The sequence below is a fragment of the Glycomyces artemisiae genome, assembly GCF_003002955.1.
Classification (GTDB): domain Bacteria; phylum Actinomycetota; class Actinomycetes; order Mycobacteriales; family Micromonosporaceae; genus Glycomyces; species Glycomyces artemisiae.
Window position 1 is genome coordinate 532,428 of sequence record NZ_PVTJ01000003.1, and the last position, 25,749, is coordinate 558,176.

20 protein-coding genes and 1 pseudogene are annotated in these 25,749 nt (G+C 71.7%); 6 read left to right on the forward strand and 15 right to left on the reverse strand.

Features of this window, described 5'->3' with window-relative positions:
* Positions 1-46: 46 nt before the first annotated feature.
* The 6 genes from B0I28_RS11165 to B0I28_RS11190 all read right to left on the reverse strand — a co-directional run bounded on the left by B0I28_RS11165 (position 47) and on the right by B0I28_RS11190 (position 6,242).
* Complete coding sequence (locus B0I28_RS11165; protein WP_106363879.1) at positions 47-571, reverse strand: hypothetical protein; 525 nt, start codon at positions 569-571, stop codon at positions 47-49.
* A 23-nt stretch (positions 572-594) separates the two neighbouring features.
* The gene (locus B0I28_RS11170; protein WP_106363880.1) at positions 595-1,800 is read right to left on the reverse strand and encodes an ABC transporter permease; all 1,206 of its coding nucleotides are present in this window, start codon (positions 1,798-1,800) and stop codon (positions 595-597) included.
* Positions 1,787-2,509 (reverse strand): ABC transporter ATP-binding protein, encoded by a 723-nt coding sequence (locus B0I28_RS11175; RefSeq protein ID WP_106363881.1) that lies wholly within the window; start codon positions 2,507-2,509, stop codon positions 1,787-1,789. The genes B0I28_RS11170 and B0I28_RS11175 overlap by 14 nt, the downstream gene beginning before the upstream one ends.
* Positions 2,509-3,711 carry an efflux RND transporter periplasmic adaptor subunit gene (locus B0I28_RS11180; RefSeq protein ID WP_106363882.1) on the reverse strand — a complete coding sequence of 401 codons (1,203 nt, stop codon included), beginning with the start codon at positions 3,709-3,711 and terminating at the stop codon, positions 2,509-2,511. The genes B0I28_RS11175 and B0I28_RS11180 overlap by 1 nt, the downstream gene beginning before the upstream one ends.
* Before the next feature lie 83 nt (positions 3,712-3,794).
* Positions 3,795-4,700: an efflux RND transporter periplasmic adaptor subunit gene (locus tag B0I28_RS11185; RefSeq protein WP_146148043.1), complete on the reverse strand. Its 906-nt coding sequence runs from the start codon at positions 4,698-4,700 to the stop codon at positions 3,795-3,797.
* 159 nt (positions 4,701-4,859) lie between these two features.
* Positions 4,860-6,242 (reverse strand): serine/threonine protein kinase, encoded by a 1,383-nt coding sequence (locus B0I28_RS11190; protein WP_181245750.1) that lies wholly within the window; start codon positions 6,240-6,242, stop codon positions 4,860-4,862.
* Positions 6,243-6,577: 335 nt separating this feature from the next.
* Between B0I28_RS11190 and B0I28_RS11195 the strand changes: the two genes are divergently transcribed.
* Positions 6,578-7,162: a hypothetical protein gene (locus B0I28_RS11195; RefSeq protein WP_106363885.1), complete on the forward strand. Its 585-nt coding sequence runs from the start codon at positions 6,578-6,580 to the stop codon at positions 7,160-7,162.
* 1 nt (position 7,163) lies between these two features.
* Positions 7,164-8,153 (forward strand): hypothetical protein, encoded by a 990-nt coding sequence (locus B0I28_RS11200; protein ID WP_106363886.1) that lies wholly within the window; start codon positions 7,164-7,166, stop codon positions 8,151-8,153.
* 68 nt (positions 8,154-8,221) lie between these two features.
* Here B0I28_RS11200 and B0I28_RS11205 read toward each other — a convergent pair whose 3' ends face one another.
* The 3 genes and pseudogenes from B0I28_RS11205 to B0I28_RS28460 all read right to left on the reverse strand — a co-directional run.
* Positions 8,222-9,409 (reverse strand): hypothetical protein, encoded by a 1,188-nt coding sequence (locus tag B0I28_RS11205; RefSeq protein ID WP_146148044.1) that lies wholly within the window; start codon positions 9,407-9,409, stop codon positions 8,222-8,224.
* A gap of 196 nt (positions 9,410-9,605) precedes the next feature.
* The gene (locus B0I28_RS28455) at positions 9,606-11,075 is read right to left on the reverse strand and encodes a non-reducing end alpha-L-arabinofuranosidase family hydrolase (protein ID WP_342761208.1); all 1,470 of its coding nucleotides are present in this window, start codon (positions 11,073-11,075) and stop codon (positions 9,606-9,608) included.
* A 225-nt stretch (positions 11,076-11,300) separates the two neighbouring features.
* A pseudogene (locus B0I28_RS28460) lies at positions 11,301-12,554 on the reverse strand (ROK family protein); the annotation flags it as partial.
* A 96-nt stretch (positions 12,555-12,650) separates the two neighbouring features.
* Between B0I28_RS28460 and B0I28_RS11215 the strand changes: the two are divergent.
* Positions 12,651-14,153, forward strand: a complete 1,503-nt coding sequence (locus B0I28_RS11215) for a cellulase family glycosylhydrolase (protein ID WP_106363889.1) — start codon at positions 12,651-12,653, stop codon at positions 14,151-14,153.
* Positions 14,154-14,265: 112 nt separating this feature from the next.
* Here the strand turns inward: B0I28_RS11215 and B0I28_RS11220 are convergent, their stop codons facing one another.
* From B0I28_RS11220 to B0I28_RS11235, 4 genes are all read right to left on the reverse strand, one after another.
* Positions 14,266-14,850, reverse strand: coding sequence for a TIGR03086 family metal-binding protein (locus B0I28_RS11220; RefSeq protein ID WP_106363890.1), 585 nt, complete (start codon positions 14,848-14,850; stop codon positions 14,266-14,268).
* Positions 14,851-14,854: 4 nt separating this feature from the next.
* Positions 14,855-15,337, reverse strand: coding sequence for an SRPBCC domain-containing protein (locus B0I28_RS11225; RefSeq protein ID WP_106363891.1), 483 nt, complete (start codon positions 15,335-15,337; stop codon positions 14,855-14,857).
* The gene (locus tag B0I28_RS11230) at positions 15,334-15,702 is read right to left on the reverse strand and encodes an ArsR/SmtB family transcription factor (RefSeq protein ID WP_106363892.1); all 369 of its coding nucleotides are present in this window, start codon (positions 15,700-15,702) and stop codon (positions 15,334-15,336) included. Before B0I28_RS11230 ends, B0I28_RS11225 begins: the two co-directional genes overlap by 4 nt.
* 110 nt (positions 15,703-15,812) lie before the next feature.
* Positions 15,813-16,508, reverse strand: coding sequence for a TetR/AcrR family transcriptional regulator (locus tag B0I28_RS11235; protein ID WP_106363893.1), 696 nt, complete (start codon positions 16,506-16,508; stop codon positions 15,813-15,815).
* Positions 16,509-16,723: 215 nt separating this feature from the next.
* Between B0I28_RS11235 and B0I28_RS11240 the strand changes: the two genes are divergently transcribed.
* Both B0I28_RS11240 and B0I28_RS11245 read left to right on the forward strand, forming a co-directional pair.
* A complete protein-coding gene (locus B0I28_RS11240) occupies positions 16,724-19,423 on the forward strand; it encodes an MMPL family transporter (RefSeq protein WP_106363894.1) in 2,700 nt (899 codons plus the stop codon).
* Positions 19,423-21,429 (forward strand): YhgE/Pip family protein, encoded by a 2,007-nt coding sequence (locus B0I28_RS11245; RefSeq protein WP_106363895.1) that lies wholly within the window; start codon positions 19,423-19,425, stop codon positions 21,427-21,429. Before B0I28_RS11240 ends, B0I28_RS11245 begins: the two co-directional genes overlap by 1 nt.
* Before the next feature lie 22 nt (positions 21,430-21,451).
* Here B0I28_RS11245 and B0I28_RS11250 read toward each other — a convergent pair whose 3' ends face one another.
* Together B0I28_RS11250 and B0I28_RS11255 are read right to left on the reverse strand one after the other, a co-directional pair.
* Positions 21,452-22,228, reverse strand: coding sequence for a sulfite exporter TauE/SafE family protein (locus B0I28_RS11250; protein WP_106363896.1), 777 nt, complete (start codon positions 22,226-22,228; stop codon positions 21,452-21,454).
* Positions 22,229-22,358: 130 nt separating this feature from the next.
* Positions 22,359-24,845 carry a tetratricopeptide repeat protein gene (locus B0I28_RS11255; protein ID WP_146148046.1) on the reverse strand — a complete coding sequence of 829 codons (2,487 nt, stop codon included), beginning with the start codon at positions 24,843-24,845 and terminating at the stop codon, positions 22,359-22,361.
* 147 nt (positions 24,846-24,992) lie between these two features.
* Here B0I28_RS11255 and B0I28_RS11260 point away from each other — a divergent pair, with 147 nt between their 5' ends.
* A complete protein-coding gene (locus B0I28_RS11260) occupies positions 24,993-25,736 on the forward strand; it encodes a hypothetical protein (protein ID WP_106363898.1) in 744 nt (247 codons plus the stop codon).
* The last annotated feature ends 13 nt before the right edge of the window (positions 25,737-25,749 follow it).

Sequence of the window (25,749 nt, forward strand, 5' to 3'; positions counted from 1 at the left end):
TCGGGCCGCCGTCCACCGGACGGCGGCCCGACGCGGTGTCCGGCGGCTACTCCGCGGTCTGCTCGGTGACCGAGTCCGCGGTGATGGTGCCGTCCTCAGTGGCGCCGGTGACCTCGACCGTGTCCCCGGCGGCCAAGTCCTCAAGCGAGGCCGCGGTCTCGGCGGTGAGGACGGTGCCGTCCTCGACGACGACGGTGTACGTCGTGCCGTCCTCGGTCTCGATGGTGACGGTGCCGTCGCCGACTTCGACGACCGTCCCGGTGGTGGCCTGGCCGCCGAACCCGCCGATGTCGCCCATGCCCCCGGGGAACTCGCCGCCCATGGCGCTGAAGTCGGGCATGCCCCCTGTGTCGGACGCGGTCTCGGCGCCGTCGTCGACGATGCCGAACCGCTGCTGGAGCACGATGCCGCCGGCGAGGCCCGCGACGACCAGCACGCCTGCGGCCAGCCACTTGGTGGCCCGGTTGGTGCGCGGCCGCTTGCGTCGCGCCGCAAGGGCTTCGTCCAGGTCGTCCGCCATCGGCGGGATGTCCTCGATGGTCGCTGCCGGTGATTGCTCGGCGGGATTCATGCCGTTCTCCTTGGTCGGTGGGGTCATTCGTAGCGGAGGGCGTCGATGGGCCGGAGCTTCGCGGCGCGCGAGGCCGGGTAGCCCCCGAAGAACAGGCCGATGGCGACGGAGACGCCGAGCGCCAGCCCGACCGAAGAGGGGACGATGACCGTCTCGTAGCCGGCGAAGCTGAAGTTCGACAGCAGGTAGGCCAGCGCGACACCGAGCCCGCCGCCGATGAGGCTCAGCGCGGTGGCCTCGGCGAGGAACTGGGTGAGGATCACGCGCCGCGGCGCGCCGAGGGCCTTGCGGATGCCGATCTCGCGGGTCCGCTCGGTGACCGAGACGAGCATGATGTTCGTGATGCCGATGCCTCCCACCAGGAGGCTGATCGCGGCCACCGCGCCGAGCAGCAGCGTGAACGTCTCGGCGGTGTCCTCCTGGGTCTCCAGCAGGTCCGAGGCGTTCTGCACCTGGTAGGGCGCGGTGTCGCCGTCCGCCACGGCGTAGTAGTCGTCGAGGACCGCGCCCACTTCGGCGGAGGCGGCGTCGACGGCGTCGGAGTCGGCGGCCTGGACGAGGATCTGGGAGAGCGCGCCGTAGCCGGTGAGGGTGTCGCGGACGGCGCCGACGGGGGCGACCGCGATGTCGTTGGCGTCGCTGAACCCGGTGCCCGAGTCCGACTCGGCGAGGACGCCGACGACGGTGTAGACGGCCGCGCCGAGGGTGACCCGCTGGCCGAGGGCGTCGTCGCCGCCGAAGAGCTCTGCGGCGACGGTCGAGCCGATGACCAGGACGCGCCGGTCCTCGGCCACGTCCTCGGCGAGGATGCCGGTGCCTTCGCTGACCTCGTAGTTCGAGGCGTCCAGGTAGTCCTCGTCGGAGCCGACGACGGAGGCGATCTCGTACTCCGCGCCCTGCCAGACGGCCGTGGCCGTGCCGTTGACGACCGGGGAGACGCCGGCGACGTCGGGGGTGAGCTCCGACCGGTCGATCGCCTCGACTGCTCCGAGGTCGAGTTCGGCGATCTCGGTCCGGGTGCCGCTGCCGCCGGAGGCGGAGACGGTGAGCGTCCCGGAGCCGAGCGACTCGATCGACTCCTGGACGCTCTGCTGGGACGCGGTTCCGACGCCGACGAGGAGGATCACCGAGGCGACGCCGATGAGGACGCCGAGGACCGTCAGTGAGGAGCGCAGCTTGTTCGCGATCACGCCGGCGGCGGCGAACCGCAGCAGTTCACGCAGCCCCACGGGTCACCTCCGGGCCGGTCTTGGTGTCGGAGAGGATCTCGCCGTCCCGCAGTCGGATGACGCGGCTCGCCCTGGCCGCGACGTCGTCCTCGTGCGTGATGAGCACGATGGTGCGGCCGAGGTCGCTCAGGCGGTCGAACAGGTCGAGGACGTCGGAGGTGGAGCGGCTGTCGAGGTTGCCGGTCGGCTCGTCGGCGAGCAGGAGCGCGGGCGAGGTGACCAGGGCGCGGGCCACGGCGACGCGCTGCTGCTGGCCGCCCGAGAGCTGGTTGGGCAGGTGGTCCGCCCGGTCGGAGAGGCCGACCTGCGCGAGGGCCGCCGCGGTGCGGCGGCGCCGCTCGGGCGCTTTGACCCCGGCGTAGGTGAGCGGGAGCTCCACGTTGGCGTAGGCGGTGGTGCGGGGTATGAGGTTGAACGACTGGAACACGAACCCGATGCGGCGGTTGCGGACCAGGCCGAGCGCGCCCTCGTCGAGGCCGTTCACGTCGGTGCCGTCGAGGCGGTAGGTCCCGCTCGTGGGCGCGTCGAGGAGCCCGAGGATGTGCATGAGCGTGGACTTGCCGGATCCCGACGCCCCCATGACGGCGACGTATTCGCCGCGTTCGACGGTGAGCGAGACGCCGCGCAGGGCGTGCACCTCGGTGTCGCCGTGGCCGTAGCGCTTGACGAGCGCGCGGATGTCGATGACGGGTCTGGTGGCGGGCGGCATCAGCTGCCTCCGGGGAGGCCGCCGGCGGGGAAGCCGCCGCCACCGCCGCTGCCGCCTGCGGGGAAGCCGCCCTCGGGCGTGCCGCCCCCGCCGGGGAAGGTGAACTCGCCGGTGCCGGTGTCGCTCTCGTCGACCGTCACCGCCACCGTGTCGCCTTCGGCCAGGCCGGAGACGATCTCGACGCCGCTGTCGCCTTCGACGCCGAGGACCACGGAGGTCTCGGTGCGGGTGCCGTCGTCGCCGATGAGCGTGACGGTGGCGGCGTCGCCGCTGCCTTCGACGGCCGCGGTCGGCACGTACAGCACGTCCTGCGCCTCTTCGACGGTGATCGAGACGGACACGGTCTGCCCCAGTCGCACGCCTTCGGGGAGTTCGGCGAGGCTCACCGTCACGTCGTAGGCGGCGACCGAGCCGTCCGCGGTCGAGGTCGGCGAGATGGCGAGCAGTTCGCCGCCGATCGAGGCGTCGAGGGCGTTCCATGTGGTCTGGGCGGCCTGGCCGACGGCGACGTCGGTGGCGTCGCCCTCGGCGACCGACGCGGTCACCGTCAGGTCCGACAGGTCCGCGATCTCGATGAAGCCTTCCGAGGCCGTCGACCCCGAGTCGTCGCCGGTCATGCCGGTGCCGTCGGATCCGCTGCCGGCGGCGGCTCCCGACGATCCGCCGACGGTCCCGTTGACGGCGATCACGGTGCCGCCTCCCGGGGCGGTCAGGACGGTGTCGTCGACGGCCCGCTCGGCTTCCTCGACCGCGTCCTCCGCGTCGTCGACGGCCTGCTCGGCCTGCTCGATCTCGCTGTCGGTCTCGGCGCGGTCGAGGCTGTCCTCGGCGGCGTCGAGGTTCTCCTCGGCCGTCTCAAGGTCGCGCTCGGCGTCGGCGCTGTCGATGGTGGCGAGCTGCTGGCCCGCTTCGACCACGTCGCCGACCTGCACCGCTATGTCGGTGACGGTGCCCGAGTTCGCGAACTCGGCGGTGACCGTGGAGGCGGCGGTGACCGTGCCGTCCGCGGCGACCGTTCGGGTCAGCGAGCCGACCTCCGCTGTCGCGGTCGTCGAGGCGGCCACGTCTTCCTCCGCTGCTTCGGCCGCTGGGAGAAGTGCGAGGTCGGTGCCGCGCAGCAGGAGGTAGGTGGCCCCGCCGCCCACGGCCAAGGCGAGCGCGAGGCCCCCGTTGACGAGGACGACAGGTGTTGGTGTTCGCATGGGAGCGAATCCTTTCGATGATGCCCGGTGCGGAACGTCCGCGGGGATGAGGTGCGCTGGAGCGCGCGGCGGCGCCCCGCGGTTCAGGCGAGGGTGACGACCACGCTGGATCCCGAGAGGACGTTCTCGGGCGGGTCGGCGACGGTGACGGTGACGGCGTAGGTGACGAGATCGCCGTCGGCGGTCGGCGTCAACGCGATCGTGGCGATCTCGGCTTCGGCGGCGGTGTCGTCGAATTCGACGGTGACGGCCTGTCCGACCGTGAGCCCGGTGGCGTCGGCCTCGGAAACCGCGGTGTCGACCACGACGGTGGAGAGCTGGCCGAACTCGATGAGGGTCGTGCCCGCCGCGACCTCGGTGCCGTCACTGGCGGCGATGGAGAGGACGGTGCCGTCGGCGGGCGCGGTGATGGTCATGCCGGCGAGGGCGGCTTCGGCCTCCTCCAGCTGCTGCTCGGCCTCGTTGAGCGACTGCTGCGCGGTGAGGATCGGATCGGAGCCGGTGCACGCGGTCGTGGCCGTCGAGGTCCCGCTCTGAGCGGGGGCCCCGGCGGGGTCTCCAGCAGGGGCGGCGGCCGCGGACTCGGCCGCGTCCTCCTCGTCCTCGCAGGTCGCCGAGAGGTCCTCGGCGTCGTCGAGGGACTCCTGCGCCTCGTCGAGGGCGTCCTCGGCTTCGGCGACGGCCTCGGCGGCGTCGCCGTCGTCGGCGACGGCGAGCACGTCGCCTTCCTTGACCACGTCGCCCGCGGCCACGTCCACCTCGGTGATCCGGGCGTCGTCGCTGAAGGACAGCGACCAGGACCGCGCGGGCGCGACGGTGCCGGGCGCGGCCAGGGCCACCGCGTCAGGGCGATCGACGGCCATCGCGTCGGCGGGGTCGGGAGCGTCGCCGCCCATCAGGACGTACGCCGTCGCGCCCGCTGCGGCGGCCACCGCGACGGCGCCCGCGCCTATCGCCTTCGCGCGGCGCTTGGAATGTTGCGTTCGCATGCGGGCGAAGTTAAGGCGGACAGATCGCGGGCCCGTCATGCGCGCCTCGGAGTTCCGTGGGAGCCCCGGCCGTTCCTTCCCCGTCCGGCAACGTGCGGTTCACCGCCCGTTCAAGCAGGTCGCCGGGCCGCCCGGCGGCCGAGGGCTTCCGTTGCGTCGTCAGGGGCAGTCGTGCAGTCCCCAGTAGGCGATCTTCACGGGGTCGCCGTAGCCGACGGCGGTGTCCGGTTTCGGCTGCTGCGAGACGATCTCGCAGGCTTCGGGGGCGGGCCCGTCGAACAGGAGCGTGGGGACGATGCGGACGTCGGTCCAGCCGAGCGAGCCGAGGTGGGCCCGGGCTTCGGCCGCGTCCATCCCGACGACGTCGGGCAGCGCCGCTGCGAGCGCCGCGGTGGTCTCGGCCGGGTCGGCGGGGTCCGGTAGGCCTTCGTCCGCTGCGGGCGCCGTCGTCGCTTCCGCGAGTTCGGAGGATTCGGCGGACGGCGCCCCGGAGACCGCGTCGAGGGTGGCGCCTGCGGTCACCGGCGCCGAGGGGCTTTCCGCGGTCGCGGCATCGGCTTCGAGCTCGGTGTCGGCCCGGACCGGCGTCCACGGGTGCCACATCGCCAGGACCGCGGCGAGCACGAGGACCGGAGTCAGCGCGACGGCAGCGAGCCAAGGGAGTGGTCGGCGCAGGCGGACCGTCGGCGCGCTGGAAAGCCCGGTGCCGCCCGGGACGGGGGCCGCATCGGCGGCGGCGCGGCATGCGGCCGCGAGCGCCTCCGCGCTGGGCCAGCGCGCGTCGGGCTCCTTCTCCAGGCAGCGCATCACGAGCGCGGTCACGGCGGGGGGCAGGGATTCCGGGAGCGGCGGCGGTCGGCGGTGCAGGTGCTGGTGGGCGACGCCGCGCGGGTCGGCGGCGATGAAAGGGCGCCGCCCGCTGAGGCATTCGTAGGCGACCACGCCGAGGGAGTAGATGTCGGCGGCTCCGCTGACGCGCCCGCCGCTGAGCTGTTCGGGCGCGATGTAGGAGGGAGTGCCCATGATGTCGCCGACCAGCGTGAGCCGGTCGTCGCCCTCGGCCAGCGAGATGCCGAAGTCGACGACCCTCAGGCGCCCGTCGGACTCCACGAGGAGGTTGCCCGGCTTGATGTCCCGGTGCACGACGCCGTTGCGGTGCGCGAGCGCGAGCGTTTCGGCGGTCGCGCCGACGAACCGGAGGGTCTCCTCGACGGTGAGCATCCCCCGCTCCTCGATGAGGGTCGCCAGCGAGGTGCCGTCGACGAGTTCCATGACGATGAAGCGCACGGTCCGGCGATAGGGGTCCTCGCCGTAGTCGTACACCTCGACGAGGCCGGGACCGCGGAGGCCGGCGAGCGTCTTGGCTTCGCGGGCGAACCGGTCGCGCGCCTCGCGGGACTGCCGGTGGGCCCGGTGGAGCAGTTTGACCGCCACCGGTCGTTCGAGCAGGAGGTCGTAGCCTCGCCACACTTCCCCCATGCCTCCGGCTGCGATGGGGAGGTCGAGGCGGTAGCGCCCGGCGACGAGCGACCCGGTATCCACAATGGCTCCTTGATAGCCGAACTCGGCGCGCTGGCGGCCTTCGGCGGGTAATGAACGGCATCCGGAGCGTACCGATCCGCCGCCGCCGCGCCGCGCCGCAACACGGGGGTGCGGGCGGCCCCGATTTCGCTGCCCCTCAGGCATTTCGACGTACTCCGGCGGTTCGGACCTGCGGATTCGCATGCGCGGGATTCACCCATCCGTGCGACCGGGGACGGAGTGCTCGCAGATCCCGCCGGTGAACTGCCGCATGACCGCCTTTTCATCGGCGGCTCCGCGACTTAGTTTGAACGCGCTCCTCTCGGCTTCTTCCGCAGCGACAGAACGGCATACCGATGACCGGCCTCGAAGCAGACCCCGACGACCTCATCGACGTCGGGGAGATAACGCTGCCCTACGCGGCCGACTTCTACGACGAGCTGGCCAGTCGGCTCGGCGCGATCGGCAACGCGGCCGGGTACGGCCTCTACCCGTACATGAGCGATTCCCCGGCGGGCAACGCTCTCGGCGAGGCCGTCATCCGCTGCCACCGGTTCCTGTACGCGGTCACCGAGCAGACGGCCGACAGCCACCGCGCCGTCGCGGCGAGCGTCGCCGAGGCGGGCTACGCCTACCGGGACGCCGACACCGCCGGCGCGAACGACTTCCAGATCGCCGGCGAGGACCTCACCGGTGCCACCGCGAAGGCGTTCGGCGAAGCCGACGCGGGCGAGTACGAATACGACAGCGGCTACCGCTTCAGCAACTTCGACAGGGCCGAAGGCGGATCGGGGTACGAGGACGCGCTCTCGGGCGATCCCCGCCCGCCGACTGATCACCAGGACTACAAGCTGGAGACCGACCGGCCCTGGTACGAGCGGGAGCGCCTGAACGACCGGGGCGGCGACCGCGAGCCCCTCGACGAGCGCGGAGGGCGCTGACATGCCGAAGTTCGCCACGTTCCAGAGCATGATGGACGACGAGCCGCCGACGAAGGACGAGCTCAAGGAGATGATCGCGACGTTCGGCGAGCCGCTCCAGATGCTGTACATCCGGTCCCGGTACGACGCGTTCTTCAACGAGCGGTACCCCGCAGGCAGCAGCATCCAGAATCCAAGCGACACTTGGATCTTCGACTTCGACACGCACATGACTGCGGCCGAGGACGAGGAGCTGCGGAGCATGTGCTGGCCGCTCGCCACCAACTTCGTCATCGATCTGCTCATGGGCGTCGACAACCTCGTCGACAAGGTCGAGGGCGACCTCGACGCGATGGTCGCGGACCTCCTGGCCCTGGCGACCTCGTACGGCGGCGCCATGACCGACGCCAAGCTGACGATCGTCCAGGAGCGGCTCGAAAGCTGGCACGGCGAGGCCGGTGCGGCGATCCGCGAACGCTACTCCGACCACCTCACCAGGTCGACGCAGGCGCACCAGGCCATGGCGAACGCGCTGGCGAACGCCGCGAAACTCGACTCGCTGATACTCATGAAGGTCCGCCACCACCTCGACGGCCTGATCCGGGCCACCGCCACCGCGATCGACAACGGCCCCGCGGGCCCGAACCTGAATATCGAGCCGATCATCGGCTGGCTCACGTTCATCGGCGTCATCGTGAGCGCCCCCGGCGGCCCGGCCGTGATGTCCACCGTCGGCTGGGTCGGCAGCACGATCAAGACGATCCTCACCGAGCTCCCGCTTGAGCAGACCGACGAGCCGACCATGGACTCCCCAGACCCGGACGAGCTGCGCGAGCAGATGCTCGCCGCCCTCGCGCAAGTCGCCGAAGTCGTCAAAGCCGACCGGGAGAAGCTCGCAGGCGAACTGATCACCGCCTTCGAGGAATGCGCGGCCCTGGTCGCCAGCACCGACCCCGCCGAGTCGAGCCGGGTGATCCCGAACCCGAACGGCGTCGACGGCATCGCGCTCTGACGGCGGGCCGTCAGCGGCTCCGCCGCCGTGGGCAGGCGCCGTGTGCGCCCCGGCGAGGTCGGGGCGGCTCAGGCGCCGTCGGCGAACGCTTCGGCGACCAGGTGGTTGCCGCCGACCGGCGAGCTGCCCGTCACCTGGCCGTGCTCGCACAGTGCAAGGACATCGGCGGGCGTGTCGGCGCCGAAGAAGGCGCGGGCGGGGAACCACGCCATCTTGAGGGCGCTGCCGCCGTCGCCGTCGGTGACCTGCGGGTCGGGGATCGCGCCCGTCTCCAGATACGTGAGCACCCGCTCGGCGTGGTGAACGTACGCCGCGTGCAGCCGGTCGTAGGCGTGGGGCGCGAGCTCGTCGCCCTGGGCCCGGATGGTCCTGGCACCGTGGACGAACGCGCCCAGGCCCATGCTCACGTGGGCGAGGTCGCGGCGGCGTTCGGCGTTCACGCCGTCCGGGAACAGCGACGGCTCCACCGGTGTCAGGTCGGCGTTGAGCGTGCCGGTGCGCCAGTGGATCCGCGTCAGCCCGATGTTCGGAGCGCCGTCTGCGCCGAGCAGCGGCGCCACAGTGTCGCCGTCGTACTCGGAGTGGTAGACCGATTGGGCGATGCGTTGGTTGAAGTACGCGGTCGCGTCCTCCCAGAGTGCGGTGTCCCCGGTGTACGCGGCGATGGCGAGACGGGAGTCGGCGAAGCTGCCGTGCCAGTTCGCGCCGTTGGACCAGTCCAGGAGCGGATAGCACACGGTGGTGAGGAACTGCTCGAACCGGCTGTCGTGGTAGCCGACGATGGCGGCGGCCTGCGCCAGGTTCGTGCACGCCCAGCCCGCGACCAGGCGGTACTGCTCTGCGGTGTCGGTCTGCCATGAGGTGGCCGCACGCAGTTGATCGAGCAGGCCCACCACTTTGCTGCGCCGCGCCGCGTTGCCGTCGGCCGCCCAGAGCACAGCCTGGACTTTCACGTACGCGGACTCGTCTCGGAGCCTGTCGCGCTCGGTGCTGCTGATCTGGGCGCCGAAATCGAAGCTCACCGAGCGGTTCACGTTGCCGCCCCAGGATCCTGCGAGTCGGCCGTACTGCGGCGACGACGTCGACCAGGCGTCGATCTCGGTTCGGGTGTAGACGGGGTATCCGAATTCCCGAGCGGCGCCGGTGTCGGCGTCGGTCGGCAAGGTGTCAGCGGCGGCGAACGGTGCGATCGCGGCGAAGCCGCCAGCGGCGGCCAATGCGCCCCCGGCGACGAGGAGTCTTCTTCGCTTGTTCAACGTTGTCCTTCTGGCAGATGCCGTCAGTGGTCTCCGTCGGCCGCTGCGGGCCGGCGGAGCGTCCGGAAGCCCGCGTCAGGCGGACGACGCCCCCCCCCCGCTAACAGAGGCAGGCGCTCCGCCAGCGGTGCCGGGCGGACTCAGTCTCGCACCGAGCCCGCCCGCCGTCTCGGGAGCACCCGAGACGGTCGTGCCGCTAGCGCTGCAAGGTCAGCACGCCCGGCCGGTACGGCAGGAGGCCGTAGTCGGTGCCGTCAGATCTCGGGTCGCGTCCCTGGTAGAGGAATTGCAGGTTGCACGGGTCGATGGTCTTGGTCTGGTCGGGGTTGGTGCGCACCAGGTCGCCGTGGCTGATGTCGTTGGTCCACGTGGCGCCGCTGTTGGCCTTGCCAGCGAAGGGGTTGCTCTCGGTGGCGGCCTGCGGGGTCCACGTGCCGTCCAGGCTGGTGGCTGTGAACGAGCGGAAGAAGCGGTGCTCGTTGGCGCCCCTCGCCTCGACGATCATGAGGTACTGGTTCTGGCCCTGGACCTTGTAGACCTCGACCGCCTCGAACAGGTTCTTGGCCGTGTCGCTCATGATCTTCGTGTAGTTCGAGCCGAAGCTGCCCGGGAAGTTCCCGATCGGCATGCTGGCCCGGTAGATGCTGCCGGCGTCGTCGGCGAAGAACAGGTAGATGTTCCTGTCGTCGGCGATGATCGTCTGGTCGATGGGGGCCCCGGAGGGCAGGGTTCCCGTGAAGAGCTCCTGGTGCGCGCCCCAGGCGTTGACGTTGGCGGGGTCGCTCGACGTGCGGTAGGAGAAGGTGTACGGCCAGCCCCACTGGTACGCGAGCACCCAGATGTTCTTCGGGGCGTGGAAGAAGAGCGTCGGCGCGACGGCGCCGAACGGCATCTGGTTCTGGCCGGTCGTGGCCATGTCGGACCAGTTCGTGAAGGGGGTGAAGGCCATCGAGCCCCAGCTGGTTCCCGTGTCGTGCGTCGTCGCGTAGACGAGGTACTTGCCGTTGTAGCGGACGGCGGAGAAGTCCTTGAGGCAGACCGAGCCGTTCCTCGGTTCCGCGAGCGGGCCCGTCGACGTCCAGCGGTACGTCGACGGAAGGGCGCAGGCGCCGCTGCCGCCGTCGACGAGGGCGAGCTGCCACTGCTGGTTGGCGCCGCCCCAGTCGGTGTACTGCACGACGGCCGCGCCGTCGTTGGTCGCCGCGCCCTGGACCTCGACCGCCTTGCTGCTGTTGCGGTTGATCAGGCGCACGTAGCCGCCGGCGGAGTCGGCCAGGCGGAACTGCTGGTTGGCGCCGCCGTGGTCGGTCCACTGGTGGATGGCGGCGCCGTCGGCGGTCGACCAGCCGGAGACGTCGAGCACCTTGCCCGAGTGCCGCGCCCTGATCCGGTAGTAGCCGCCGCCGGCGTCCACGAACTGGAACTGCTGGTTGTTGGAGCTCGTGCGGGTCCACTGTTGCAGCAGGGCCCCGTCGGCGGTGGACGCACCGCTGACGTCCAGGACCTTGCCGCTGCCGCGGTTCACCAGCACGTACCAGGCGGAGGTGTCGACTGTGGCGGCCGCAGCCGGGCCACCGAAGGGGTTGAGGACGGTCGCGGCGGCGGCCCCGGCGAGCACGCCGGCTCCGCCGATGAGCATTCGCCTGCGGCTCTTGGGGGTTTCCATCCAGGCCATAGTGGCCTCCTTAGTTGAGGTTCGTCGGTTGTGACGTGGCTTGTTATCGCTCACATGTCGCAACTCGACTCCGAAACATCTGATGATTTTCCAGCGATTCGAACTATAGAGAAGTCTCGATGTATAGTCAACGGCTCGACCGAAGTTTGTTGGCGCACCTGGCGTTAAACCGTCGCGTCGAGCGCGGCCATGGGTCAGCTCGCTCTGCAGCACGAGGGCCGCTGCGCCGATCGCCGCTGCGTCGGGTCCGTTGACGGACGGCATCACCCGCACCGGGTGCGTCCGCCAGGGGGCGGTGCGGCGGTCCACTTCCTCCTGGATCACGGTCTGGTACGCAGCGCCCGCCACCGCGAAGCTCGGACCGGCCAGGACTATCGCGTCCACATCGAACAGGATGGTCATGGTGACGGCGGCGGCGCCGAGGTAGCGGGCCGACCGCTCGATGAGGCGGCGGGCGTCCGGATCGCCGGCGTCGGCCGCCGCCGCGATCCGCGCGAACTCGGTGAGGAAGTCGGCGGTGTCGGGGTCGGGCATCAGACGCTCGGCCAGCCCGGGCGTGGCCGCGGCCTGCCGGACCAGGGCCGACGGGCCGGCGTAGTTCTCCAGGCAGCCGACGTTGCCGCACGGGCACTGGTCGCCGTTGACATCGATCGACATGTGGCCGAGTTCGACGCTGTTGGAGGAGCTGCCGCGGTACACCTCGCCGGCGACCACGATCCCGCCGCCGATCCCGCTGGCCATGTAGATGCAGCCGTAGGTGCTTCGTCGGTCGACCGCGCCCATCCAGTACTCGCCGATCGCGGCGGCCGCGGCGTCGTTGTCGAGCAGCACGGGCAGGCCGAGGCGCTGCGCGAGCCGCTCCGCGACCGGGTATTCGAGCCATGGCTCGGAGGGCTGCGGGCTCAGCAGCACCCCCGCGCGGCGGTCCTGCGGCCCGTAGCTGACCAGCCCGACCCCCAGCACCCGGTCGCGGTCGACGGCGGCCGCGGCCAGCAGGTCGTCCACATGCGAGGCGATCATCGGCAGCGCCCGGTCCGGCGGCATCGACGCCACACCCTGGAACGAGGTTCGGGCCGCCGGGCGACCGGCCAGGTCGACGACGACGATGACGCAGGCGTTGCGCTCCATCAGGATTCCAACGCTGTAGCGGGCCCGGGGATCGAGCCGCACCAGCGTGCGCGGCTTGCCGCCGGTCGGCGCGCCTCGGCCGGCCTCGACGACCAGTCCGTCATCGATGAGCTCGCGCACGAGCTCGGAGATCGTGGCGCCGGTGAGACCCGTCGCCGACGCAAGCTCCACCCGGCTGACCGTGCGGGCCGCGCGGATGGCGTCCAGGATCAAGCCCCTGGTCCTCGATCTGTTCGTCCACGTCGGGCCGAGCGCCACGTATGCCTCCTTCGCTGTACCCGTTAGGGCGCCTTGCTTACTCGTCTGCTTCCCGTTCCGTCCGATGGGCTGCTCGATGCCCACCAAGCATAGATCTATGTCACTTCTTGACTTTCTTCGGACGCCTAACTAAGGTGAGAACGGAAGCGCTCCCATTCATCCCTCACGAAAGGAGCTGAGATGCGACATCGTCAGACACTGCTGGTCGCAGGCGCCGTCGGCGCGCTCGTACTGGGCGGCCTGGCAACGGCGACCCTTCCCGCATCGGCGGCCGCCTCGGGCTGCGCGGTCACCTATACCGTGCAGAGCGAGTGGCCGGGCGGGTTCCGCGCCGACCTGGACGTCACCAACCTCGGCGAGGCGACGTCCGACTGGACATTGACCTTCGACTTCCCGAACGCCGACCAGCGGGTCACCCAGGGCTGGAGCGCCGTCTGGAGCCAATCCGGCGCCGGCGTCTCCGCCGCCAGCATGGGCTGGAACGGGTCGCTGGCCACCGACGCCTCCACCTCGATCGGATTCGTCGGCGCATGGGGCGACGCCAACCCGGTACCGGCGTCCTTCGCGCTCAACGGCACGCCCTGCACCGGCTCGACGACTCCCACCGGGGGTCCGACCACCACCCCCAGCGAAGACCCGACCACCACCCCGCCGGACGGTCCGGCTCCGCAGCTCAGCGTCGCCGGCAACCAGATCGTCACCGAGGACGGCGAGCCGTACCGGCTGCTGGGCGTGGACCGGTCCTCGGCCGAGTTCGCGTGCGTGCAGGGCAAGGGCCTGTTCGACTCCGGCCCGGTCGACCAGGCGTCCGTCGACGCCATGAAGGACTGGAACATCCACGCCGTGCGCCTCCCGCTCAACGAGGAATGCTGGCTCGGACTCAACGGCTCCCCCAGCGGCGCGGCCTACCAGGAAGGCGTCAAGGACTACGTCGACCTCCTGGTCGCCAACGGCCTCAACGTCATCCTCGACCTGCACTGGACCTGGGGCGCCTACACCACGGGACCGGACTGGCACTGCACCGATGAGCACGCCACCTGCCAGAAGCCGATGCCCGACGTGCAGTACGCCCCGCAGTTCTGGGCCGGCGTCGCCGAGACCTTCAAGGGCAACGACGCCGTCGTCTTCGACCTGTTCAACGAGCCGTACCCGGACATGGCCAGCGACTGGGACAAGACGCTGGGCTGGCAGTGCCTGCGCGACGGCGGCACCTGCGCCGGCATCGGCTACGAGGTGGCCGGCATGCAGGACCTCGTCGACGCGGTCCGCGGCACCGGCGCCACGAACATCCTCATGGTCAGCGGTCTCGAATGGACCAACGACATGCGGGAATGGCTGGCCTACATGCCGAACGACCCGCTGGACAACATCGCCGCGTCCTGGCATTCGTACAGCTTCAACCGGTGCGTGACCGAGTCCTGCTGGGACGAGGAGATCGCCCCGCTGATGCAGGAGGTGCCCGTGGTGCTCGGTGAGTTCGGCCAGGACGACTGCGGGTTCGACTACATGCAGACCCTGGTGGACTGGGCCGACGCGAACGGCATGGGCTACCTGGCGTGGACCTGGAACCCGTGGGGCTGCACCAGCGGCGCGGTCCTCATCAAGGACTGGTCCGGCACTCCGGAGCCCGGCGTCGGCGAAGGCTACCGGAGCCACCTGCTCACCCAGAGCCCCTACCTGTGACCCGACGGGTCACTCAGCGGTGCTTACGGACTGAGCGACACGTCTGTTGGGTCCCACTGCGTCGCAGTGGGACCCAACAGACGTCCACATCGAACCAGTATTCCGGCGCCGTTCAGCCTTCGGGCCGCCACGCCGGGTCGCGGCCGATGAACGCCACCAGCTTGTCCTGCGGGGAGGCGTCGTCGGGGACGGGCACGGCCGGGCCGAACTGGCCGCTGTCGCGGAGCAGCTGCTCGATCGGCTTCATGCCTTCCAATGCGGCACGGCAGCGCTCCTCGCCCAGGTCGGGTTCGCGGCCGAGCGCTTTGGCGAGGTCCCAGGAGTGCGCCCAGATGTCGGCCGTGTAGAACTGGTCGATCGCCTCGTCGACGGGCTTGTCGCCGGTGTTCGGGTTGCTGAGCACCCGCCCGGCGGGGTCGTCGAGGATCGATTGGATGTCGGCGACGTGGCGCTTCCAGGCGGCGGGCGGGTCGGCGTCGACGTCCAAGGGCTCCAGGTCGATCCCCGCCCCTTTGAGGAAGTCGCGCGGCCATTCGACCAGGTGCTTCACGACGTCCAGGGCCGTCCACTCGGGGACCGGGCTGGGTCGCGACCAGTCGTCGGCGCTCGCGCCTTCCACGAGTGCGGTGATGCGGGCGGCGTCGCGGGCGTGCCGCCCGGCGGGGCCGTCGGGTGCGCCGGTTCCGTGCTGCGCCATCGGTCTACGCCGCTTCCTTCGCCAGGAGCTCATCGAGTTTCTCGAAGCCCTCGTTGACGCCGACGTCCATGCCGCTCGCGAGCATGCCGTCGCGGGTCGCGAAGTCCTGCGTCACGCTCAGCACCCGCAACCGCGTGCGACCGCCTTCGATCGGCTCGAAGGTCATCGTCTCAAGGAAGACGCTGTCGGGTTCGCCTTCGTAGGTGAACGTCCAGACGATCCGCTCGTTCGGGCGGACCTCGTGGAAGCTGCCGAAGAAGGCGTGCGCCTCGCCTCCGCTCTCGCCGCCGAACGCCCACTCGCCGCCCGTGCGGGCGTCCCAGCGGGTGATCTTCGTGTTCGACTCGCGGGGCCCGGTCCACTGGGCGTAGAGGTCGGGGTCGACGTGGGCCTGGAAGACGCGTTCCGGCGTCGCGTCGAACTCGCGGATGATCTCGATCGTGGGGACTTCGGCGTCCGCCTTGATCTCGGTTTCGTGCTCGGTCATGATTCCTGCTCCTCGGCTGGTCGCCGGTCCCCGTCGTCCTGGGCCGTGCGGGCCAGGAGGGCGTCGAGGCGGCGGTAGCGTTCCTCTGCTTCGCGGCGATAGCGCTCGATCCACTCCGTCATCGGGTCGAATGCCTCCCTGTTCAGGTGGACGGGCCGGCGCTGGGCGTCCTTGCTGCGGGTCACCAGGCCGGCTTCTTCGAGCACTTTCACATGCTTGGAGATCGCCTGGAAGCTCACGTCGTACGGCTCGGCGAGCTCCCCCACGGTCGCGTCCGAGACCGACAGCCGGGCGACGATGCCGCGGCGGGTCGGATCGGCGAGCGCCGCGAAGGCCCGGTCGAGCTGCTGCGTACTGTCACCCACGGATTGTCCTCAACTCATTGGTTGAATACAACGGTAGACCGGGGGTCGGTCATTGTCAACCCATCAGTTGAATAAGCACCCGCTGCTCCTGTCTGCGGCGAGGACGCCCCTCACCTCCACCGCAGTGGCCCCGGCCTACGAGGCGGCTCCTCGGTATCTAACTCCCGGCTCTGCGCAAGGTCGAACGCGTCGAGGGAGGGCAGCGGCAGGCGCGCCAGCTCCTTCGCCTCACGGGCGGGGACGCCGAGCATCCGCAGCAGGTCCTCGGCCACCTGATCCGCTGCGGCCGCGTCGTCGCGTTCGGGACGGTCGTGCAGGAGCTGCGCGAGCGACAACGCGGCCCCTGCCGTGACCACGAGGGCCAGTTCGGGGTCGGCGACGGTGAAGCGCCCCTCGTCGATCCCGCGCCCGATCGCCTCCCGCGCCCGCGGCGCGAGGCCCTTGATCGGCCCGGTCAGCGAGAGCCCGTGGTGCAGCAGGACCTTGCTCAGTTCGGGGTGGCGCCGGTGCAGGCGGCCGGTGAGCCGGAAGCTCTGCGCGAAGGCCGCGGCCGGGTCGTCCAGTCCGCCGCTGAGCCGGTCCAGCGCCTCCCCGAAGACGGTCAGCGCGTCCTCGACCGCGGCCTGGAACAGTTCGTCCTTGCTCGCGAAGTGGTTGTAGAACGAGCCCATGCCGACATCCGCGGCCTGCGTGATCTCCAGGATCGGCGCATTGGTCCGGCCCTCGGCGATGAAGGTGCGGGCGGCGCCCAGCAGCGCGGCACGCGTCCGCGCCTTGCGCCGCTCCAGGCGGTTCACTTCGCTCACGGCTCCTCCTTCGCATGGACCCGAACATCCTAGCGGCTCGTTCAATGCTGAGGAAATCGTCACAACATCTTGTCTGATCCTAACCTCATGAATGAAGATTTCGTCAGAACAAGTTGTGGAGCCCGTGATGAACCCGCCTGGATTGACGAACAAGTCAGGATCTTTCGCCCCGGTCGCCTCTACGATGACCGTTGAGTCCGAAATGGGGGGTGGGCATGTCCTCGGTGCTCTATAGGCTCGGACGCGCCTGCGCCCGCGCTCGCTGGCTCGTGATCGCCCTCTGGGTCGGCGCGCTCGTCGTCGCGGGCGGGTCGGCCGCCCTGTTCAACCAGGGCACCGACGACACGTTCGCGATCCCCGGGTCGGAGTCGCAGGACGCCCTCGACTACCTCGGCCGCGTCTTCCCCGAGTTCAGCGGCACCTCGGCGAGCCTCGTCCTCACCGTCCCGGACGGGGAGTCGGTGCGCACCGACGCCGCTGAGGCGGCCACCGCCGACGCCGTCGACCGCATCGGGAAGCTCGACCAGGTCGCCGCGGTCTCGGACCCGTTCGGCTCCGACGTCTCCGGCGCGGTCGCCGAGGACGGCGAAGCCGCGGTCGTCGCAGTGCTCCTCACCGTCGACCAGGCTGACGTCACCGACGCCACCAAGGACGACCTCACCGCGATCGCGAACGACCTCGCCGCGGCCGTCGGCGAGGACGCCGTGGTCTACACCGGCGGCGACGCGTTCGCCGACAACATCCCGCACCTCAGCCCGACAGAAGGCATCGGCCTCGTCGTCGCGCTGGTGGTGCTGCTGCTCATGTTCCGGTCGATCCTGGCCGCGCTCATGCCGCTGCTGACGGCCGTCCTCGGCGTCGGCATCGCCGTGGGCCTCGTCCTGCTCGCCACGGTCCTCGTCCCGATCTCCTCGACCGCGCCGATGCTCGCGGTCATGATCGGCCTGGCCGTCGGCATCGACTACGCCCTGTTCCTGCTCTCGCGCCACCGCGACCAGCTCGGCGAGGGCCTGGAGGTCGAGGAGTCGGTCGCCCGCGCCACGGCCACCGCCGGATCGGCCGTCATCTTCGCGGGCCTGACCGTCGTCATCGCGCTGCTGGGCCTGTTCGTCGCGGGCATCCCGTTCCTGACGACGATGGGCGTCGCCGCGGCCGTCGCGGTCGCGATCGCCGTGGCCGTCGCGATCACGCTGGTCCCGGCGCTGCTGACCGTCGCCGGGGAGCGGATGCGGCCGCGCAGGCCCAAGCGGCGCAAGCGGGCCCGGCGGAAGCCGCAGATCGCGCTCGCGTGGGTCCGCACCGTCACCAAGGCCCCGGTCGTCACCATCGCGGTGGTCGTGATCGGTCTCGCCGTCGCCGCGGTCCCCGCGATGCAGCTGCGGCTCGCCCTGCCCGACAACGGGGACGCCGCGGAGGGCACCGACGCGAAGGTCACCTACGACGTCATCGCCGACCACTTCGGGCCCGGCTACAACGGGCCGCTCATCGTCACCGCCGACATCATCACCTCGACCGACCCGGTCGGCCTCGTCGACGACCTCGCCGAATACATCCGCGGCATGGACGGCGTCGCCTCCGTGCCCCTCGCGACCCCGAACCAGAAGGGCGACACCGGAATCATCCAGGTGATCCCCGAGACCGGCCCCGACGCGGCCGAGACCGAGGACCTCGTCGCGGCCCTGCGCGACAAGGAAGGCTACTTCCTCGACCACTACGGGACGCAGACCGCGGTCACCGGCCTGACCGCGGTCGGCATCGACGTCTCCGCGCAGCTCGGCTCCGCACTGCTCCCGTTCGGCGTCCTCGTCGTCGGCCTCTCGCTCGTGCTGCTGGCCATGGTGTTCCGCTCGATCTGGGTCCCCGTCAAGGCCACCGCCGGGTACCTGCTGTCGGTGGGCGCGGCGTTCGGCGCCACCTCGTTCGTGTTCGTCGAGGGCCACGGCGCCGACGCGCTGCACGTCGCCGGGGTCGGCTCGGTCATCTCCTTCCTGCCGATCATCCTCATGGGCGTCCTGTTCGGACTCGCCATGGACTACGAGGTCTTCCTCGTCTCGCGCATCCGCGAAGACTATGTGCACCACGGCGACCCGCACCATGCCATCGAGACCGGGTTCGTCTCGGCCTCGCGTGTGGTCACCGCCGCCGCGGTCATCATGTTCGGCGTCTTCGCCGCGTTCGTGCCCGACGGGTCGGCGACGATCAAACCGATCGCGTTCAGCCTCGCCGTCGGCGTGTTCGTCGACGCGTTCCTCGTGCGCATGACCCTCGTCCCCGCCGTCCTCGCGCTCCTGGGCCACCGCGCCTGGGGACTCCCGCCGAAACTCGACCGGGCGCTGCCGGTGTTCGACGCCGAAGGCGACGCGCTCGTCCACGAGCTGCGCCTCGCCGACTGGCCCGAGCCCGGCGCCGACGACGCCGTGGCCGCCCGCGACCTCCGCATCGAGGACGACCGCGGCCGCGCCGTCCTCGACGGCACCGACATCCGGCTGCCGCGGGGAGGGACGCTCGTGGTCGACGGCGCCGGCGCGGTCGGCAAGACCGCGCTCCTGATGGCCCTCGCCGGACGCGTCCCTTCCATCAAGGGCGACTTGAAAGTCCTCGGCCGCGTCCTCCCCCAGCACGCCCGCGCCCTGCGCCGCGAGGTCGAGATCGTCGCCTGCCGCAACACCCCCGACCCCGCCGCGCGCATCAGCACCGCAATCGGGGACGGCGTGCGCCTGGTCCTGCTCGACGACGTCGACCTCGTCCTGCGCACCGACGCCCGCGACGCCCTCCGCGCGCTCATCGCCGACCGGCGCGCCCCCGACGGCGAAAGCGTCGCCTACGTCCTGGCGTGCCAGGACACCGACCGCATCCGCGACCTGCTCCCACCGAGCGCCCTGCCGCTCGCCCTCAACACCGTCGAGGTGGCCTGATGTTCAAGCCGTTCAACAATTCCGCCCGCGCCGGGGCCTCCGGACCGCTCACCTGGCGCACCTGGGCCGGGCTCATCCTCATCCCCGTCCTCGCCATGGGCCTGCTCACCTGGGCCCTGTGGAACCCCGACGCCGACCACGGCACCGCCACCGCCGCCGTCGTCAACCTCGACGACCCCGTCACCGTCGACGGCCAGACGATCCCGCTCGGCCGCGAGCTCGCCGGCGACCTCACCGATGCGGACGACTCCGCATACACGTGGGTCCTCACCGACGCCGACGACGCCGCCTCCGGGCTCGCCGACGGCACCTACACCGCGGTCGTCACCATCCCGAAGGACTTCTCCGCGAAAGGCACCTCGGCCGCCACGGCCACCGAGGCATCCGGGAACCCGGCCGACGCGGCGAGAGCCGTCCTCGACATCGAGACCTCGAACGCCGCGGGCGCGGCCGACCCGGCGCTGTCCGAGGACGTCGCCCTCGCCACCCAGCGCACCCTCGACGGGCAGGTCGTCGAGACCTACCTCGACAACGTCTACGTCTCCTTCAACACCGTCCACGACCAGCTCGCCGACGCGGCCGACGGCGCGGCCGAACTCGCCGACGGCACCTCCCGGCTCGCCGACGGCGCGGCCGAACTCTCCACGGCCGCAGGCGAACTCGCCACCGGCGCCGACACCCTCGCCGACGCCACCGCCCAACTTGAGACCGGCGCCGCCGGCCTCGCCTCGGGCCTGGGCGAGCTCGACGACGCCGCCGCCGACCTGCCCTCCGCCACCCGGCGGCTCGCCGACGGCGCCGAGCAGGTCGCCCAAGGCAACGAAGCGCTCGCCGCCGAGGTCGTCCCGCTCGCGAACGAGATCATCGACGCCATCGACGCCCTGCCCTCCGCCGCGGACGCCGCCGCCGAGTTCCAGGACCTCGCCGCCGACTGCACGAGCGAAGGCGGCGACGCCGACTTCTGCTCGGCCCTCCAGGACGCCGCCGACGACTTCTCGGCGGACGCGGGCGAGATCGACGGCGCCGTCGCCTCCGTGCGCGCCAAAGTGGTCGAGACCCGGGACGCCGTCGCCGCCCTCGCCGCCGGCGCCCGACAGGTCGCCGACGGCAACGAACAGCTCGCCGACCAGATGCCCGCCCTCACCTCGGGCATCGCCGACGCCGCCGACCGCGCGAACGACCTCGCGACCGGCGCCGCCCAGACCGACGACGGCGCACAGGAACTCGCCACCGGCGCCGACCAGCTCTCCGACGGCTCCGCCGAAGTCGCCTCCGGTACCGCCGACGTCGACGACGGGGCCCAAGAGCTCGCGACCGGCCTCGCCGACGGCCGCGACCAGATCCCCACCTACACCGAATCCGAACGCGCCCACCTCTCCTCAGTGGCCGCCGACCCCACCACCGCGACGATCGACCGCACCGGCTTCGGGGAGCTCTCCATCGCCCTGTTCGCCGCGATCGCCCTGTGGGCCCTGGCCCTCGCCGTCTACCTCGTGACGGCGGCCGTGCCAGAGGACATCCTCACCTCCCGCGCACCCACCTGGCGGATCGTCCTCCAGGCCGCACTGCCCGGCGCCACCGCCGCCGCGCTCGCCGCGGCCGTGATCACCGCGATCGCCGTCCCCGTCATGGGACTCGGGATCGGGCGGGCCCTGACCTTCCTCGCCGTCGCGCTCCTCGCCGCGTTCGCGTTCACCGCGCTCAACCAGGCGCTCGTGGCGATCTTCGGCCGGGCCGGACGCCTCGCCTCCGTCGCCGTCCTCATCCTCACGATCGCCCTCGGCATCGTCTCCACCCTCCCCGGACCGCTCTACGCGCTCGTCGGCTGGATCCCCACCCACGGCGCGGTCATCGCCCTGCGCGCGGCAGCCCTCGGCGGCTCCGGCCTCGCCACCGGCATCACCCAACTCGCCGTCTGGCTCGCCATCGGCGCGCTCGCGACCATCCTCGTCACCGACCGCCGCCGAAACCTCAGCACCAGGCACCTTCGCCTCAACCAGACCTGAGCACGGCGATGAGCCGCCGCGGCTAGGAGAGTCCCTGGGCGGCATAGAGCACGGCGAGGGCGAGGGCGAGCACGCCCAGGAGGTGCTGCAGAAGGCGCTCGGGCAGGCGCGGCGCGAAGGCGGCACCGAGGTAGCCGCCGGTCAGGCCGCCTAGGCCGCAGGCGATCCCGAGCGTCCAATCGGGGGCGATCTCGCCGGGGGTCGACAGGCTCATGAGCGCGAAGGCCACGCATCCGGCGATCGAGGTCGCGAACGTGGACAGCAGCGCGGCCGGGGCGACGAGGGCGATCGGCAGGCCGGCGCCCACCAGGACCGGGCTCAGCAGCGAGCCCCCGCCGATGCCGTAGACGCCGCCGACCAGGCCCGCCGCGAACGCGAACGCGACGATCGCCTTGCGGGGCAGCGAGGGCCGGACCCGCTCGCGGGTGCGTCGCGGGAGAAGGAGCCAGGCGCCCAGGGGCCCGAGGACGACGGCCGCGCAAAGCCGGAAGAGGTCGGCGTCGGCGACGAGGTGGACGCGGGCGATCGCACCGAGGACCACGCCCGGGAGCGCGCCTGCCACGAGCAGGCCCGCCAGGGGCGACCGGACGGCGCCGGTCCGGGCGTGGCGGGCGAGGGCGCCGGGTCCGGCGATCACGTTGTACAGCAGGTTGGTCGGGGTGACGGCGGGGTTGGGGACGTGCAGGACGCTGAGCTGGACCGGCAGAAGGAAGACCGCGCCCGAGACCCCGGCCGGGGCGGTGACGACCGAGATCGCGAGACCGGCCGCGAAGCCGAGCAGCAGGTCCGAGTCGAGCACGCCCACAATCCTACTCACTCAGTAGGAATAGCGCAGCGGCGGCAGGCTCGGTTCGATGCCCCTCGCGGTGCACGACGGTCCCTCGCCGTCCGACCCGCCATGTCGGTCGGCATCGCCACCGGGTCCGCCGCTACCCGACCTGCGCGAGCGCTTCGCGCAGTTCGCCCGCCAGCGGCAGGCCGCCGCGTTCAGCCAGTTGCAGGGCTTGGAGCCAGTGGTTCCGCGCGGCCGCCCGACGCCGCGCGCGCCAGGCGACGCGGCCCAGCCCCGCGAGGCAGTGCGCCTCACCGACCCGGTCCGCGGTGTCCCGGTAGATCGCCAGCGCGGGCGCGAATTCGGCTGCGGCAGTGGGGAGATCGCCGCGGGCCAAGGCGGTCTCGGCGAGGCCCCGGCGGGCGTCCGCCTCCCCGGAGACGTCGCCGATGCGGCGGCAGCTGGCGAATGCGCGCCGGTACAGCCGTTCGGCCCGGTCGACGTCGCCGCCGCGCAGCGCCGCCCCGGCGAGTCCCCGCAAGGCACCGGCGGCGCCGCGGCGGTTGCCGACCTGCCGGCACAGGTGCAGCGACTGCCGGTACCGCGTCGCCGCCGCGTCGAGGTCGCCGCGCTGGGAGGCGACGTCGCCGAGTGCCCGCAGCCCGTAGGCCTCGCCGACGCGGTTGCCGATGCCCGCGCAGATCGAGGCGACCTGCCCGGCGTGGGCGGCGGCCGTGTCGAGGTCGCCCACCGACATGGCGATCTCGGCGAGGCCCCACAGCGCTTCGGCCTCGCCGACCGGGTTGCCGAGCCGCCGGTGGATCGCCAGTGCGGCATCGTACCGTCGGCGCGCGAGCGGATAGTCGTCATTGGACGCCGTCTGGGCGAGGCCCCGCAGCGCGTCGGCTTCGCCGAGGCGGTCGCCCAGTTCGCGGCGCAGGCGCAGCACCCGGTCGAACCCTTCCCCGGCGGCCCGGAACCGGCCCGTCAGGCGGTCGATCTCCGCGAGCCCTGAACGGGCGTCGGCCTCCCGTGCGCGCTCGCCGGTGCGGTGGGCGATGCGCAGCAGCTGCCGGTTGCAGATCCGCGCCGCATCGTAGTGTCCGAGCAGCCGCAGGGCGCGGTTGAGCGGCGCGGCGAGGGCGGCAGCGGCCGCGTCGTGGCCGGTGACGTGCATGCACGCGAGGAGCGTCGCGCGGTCGGCGCCGATCCAGTCGGTGTCCGCGTCGCCAGCGGATTCGAGACGGAGCCGGTAGTGGCGCAGCAGGTTCGCCACCGCGGCGTGCTGCGTGCTGGCGGGGTCCTCGCGGTGGCCGCGGTCCAATGCGAAGGCGCGCACCGAATCGTGGAACTCGTAGGCGTCGGCGGCCCGCCGCAGCAGCAGGCTCTCGTCGTACAGCCGGGCCAGCGTCGACGCCGCTTCGGCGACCGTGCCGTCCGCGAGCGCGGCGGCGGCTTCGGCGGTGAATCGCCGCCCGGGGTGAATCGCCAGGAGGCGGAACAGGCGCTTGTCGGGTTCGGGGAGTCCGTTGTAGGACAACGCGAGCGCGGGTCCGCTGTGCTCGTGGGCGGGGATGCGCCGCAGGCGTTCGACGTGGTCGCCGATCTGCCAGTCGGGCTTGCCCTCCAGTTGGCGGCCGGCCGCGGCGAGTTCCAGCGGCAGGCGCCGGCACAGCTCGACCAGGGCCGCGGCGTCGCCGGGGGCGGCGTCGAGTCGGCCGGACGGGTCGTGTCTGCGCAGCATCTCAAGTGCTTCGCCGACGGTGACGGTGCCGAGCGGGATGCGGACGGCCGCTTCCAGGTCGGTGAGCCGGCGGCGGCTGGTCACGAGGACCGCGCAGTCGGGGCTGCGCGGCAGGAGGGGTTCGAGCTGCGCGGCGTCGGCGGCGTTGTCGAGGACGAGGAGCGCCTGCTTCGACGCGAGTTCGCGGTGCAGCAGCGTCACCCGCGCGGCGGGGCTGAGCGCGTCGATGCGGCGGCCCGGCGTGCCGAGGTGGGCGAGGAGGCCGCGGACGACGGCGTCGGGGGCGGCGGGCGGTTCGACCGGGTCGAAGCCGCGCAGATCGGCGAAGAGGCGCGTGGCCCCGGCGAGTCCGGCGTCGGTGAGGTCGCGGGCGGCCCTGAAGGCGAGTTCGGACTTGCCGATCCCGGCCATGCCCTCGATGACGACGACGGCGGCGCCGGTGCGGCGGGCCGTCGCGACGTGCGCGGCGATGCGGTCGCGCTCGGCCCGGCGCCCGGTGAAGGCCGCGGTCGGGTCGGGGACCTCGGCGCGGGTCGTGACGATGACGGAGCGGTTGGCTCGTTCGAGGACCCGGTGGCATGCCTGCGCGAGCGAGCGGAGCCCGGCGGCGTCGAGGCCGAGGGCCCGCGCGATGCCGAGGACCGTGTCGGAGTTCATGCGGACCCGGCCGTTCTGGAAGTGGCCGTGGATGGTCGCGATCGACGGCACGCCGTCGGGAATGGAGTGAGCGCTGTGGAATTCGCGGATTCCGGCATGGATGCGGCGGAACGACGTGTTGCCGGAGGCCGCCCGCAGCCGCCGTAGGAACGCGGCCAGGTCGTCGAGCGACTGGACCGCGCGGGCATCCGCGTCCCACTGCGCCGCAGGCGCTGCGGAGGCTTCGGCCGTTGACCGTTGCACGACTGGATGATAGCCCCCGGAGGCAACTGCGAGGGTCGCTCCCGTTCGGACGGCCGCGCTCGTTCGGTTTCGTTCGGAATCCGCGCCTGCGGTTGCGGTCGCAGGAGGATCGGGGGCGACGGATCTCCCTCTGGAAAGGAAAGACCGATGAGCAATCGGGTACGAACCCCGCTCCTGCGGTCGCTGCTGGCGGCCGCCGCGGGCACCCTGGCCCTGGTCCTGTTCGGCGCGTCCCCGGCGGCCGCGCACTATGTGTATGAGGAGGCATTCACCTACCGCAGCAACGACCTCTGCGTCTACGACCGCTCCGAGGTCTCGCACGGCGACGGCAACGGGTACGCGCGCGTCGACATCGACGCCTCGACCGTCCTCGCGACGCCCTCGGGCGCTTACCCGTGCGCCTGGGGGCTCGAACGCCCGGCGGGGTACATCAGCGCCAAGATCGAGACGTACGTGTGGCTCGGCACGTACTGGTACCTGTGCGCGCAGACCGACTGGGTCTACAACGACACCACCACGACCGAACTGGCCATTCAGGCCAGGATGATCGGCCAGCCGATCTGCGGCGAGAGCTACTACGCCACGAACGGCGTCGGCTACGTGTGGAACAACAACTGGTTCGGCGGGGCGGTCTGGTCGGGCGCGCACTACCTGCCCGACTACTCCTTCGGTGCGGCGGAGGCCCCCGCCGAGCTCCCCGAAGCCGGTGACACCGTCGGTGTCGTGGACGCCTCGGGCGAGCCGGTCGTGGACGCCGACGGCGAGCCAGTGACCGTGGTCGTCGCCGCCCCGCCCGCCGGCGGCCCGGCGACGACGGCGGCCGACCAGAACGGCACCGCGGCCGCCGAGGCCACGATGCACCCGGCCGCCGACTCCCTCCTCACCCGATGACACCCGTCGAGCG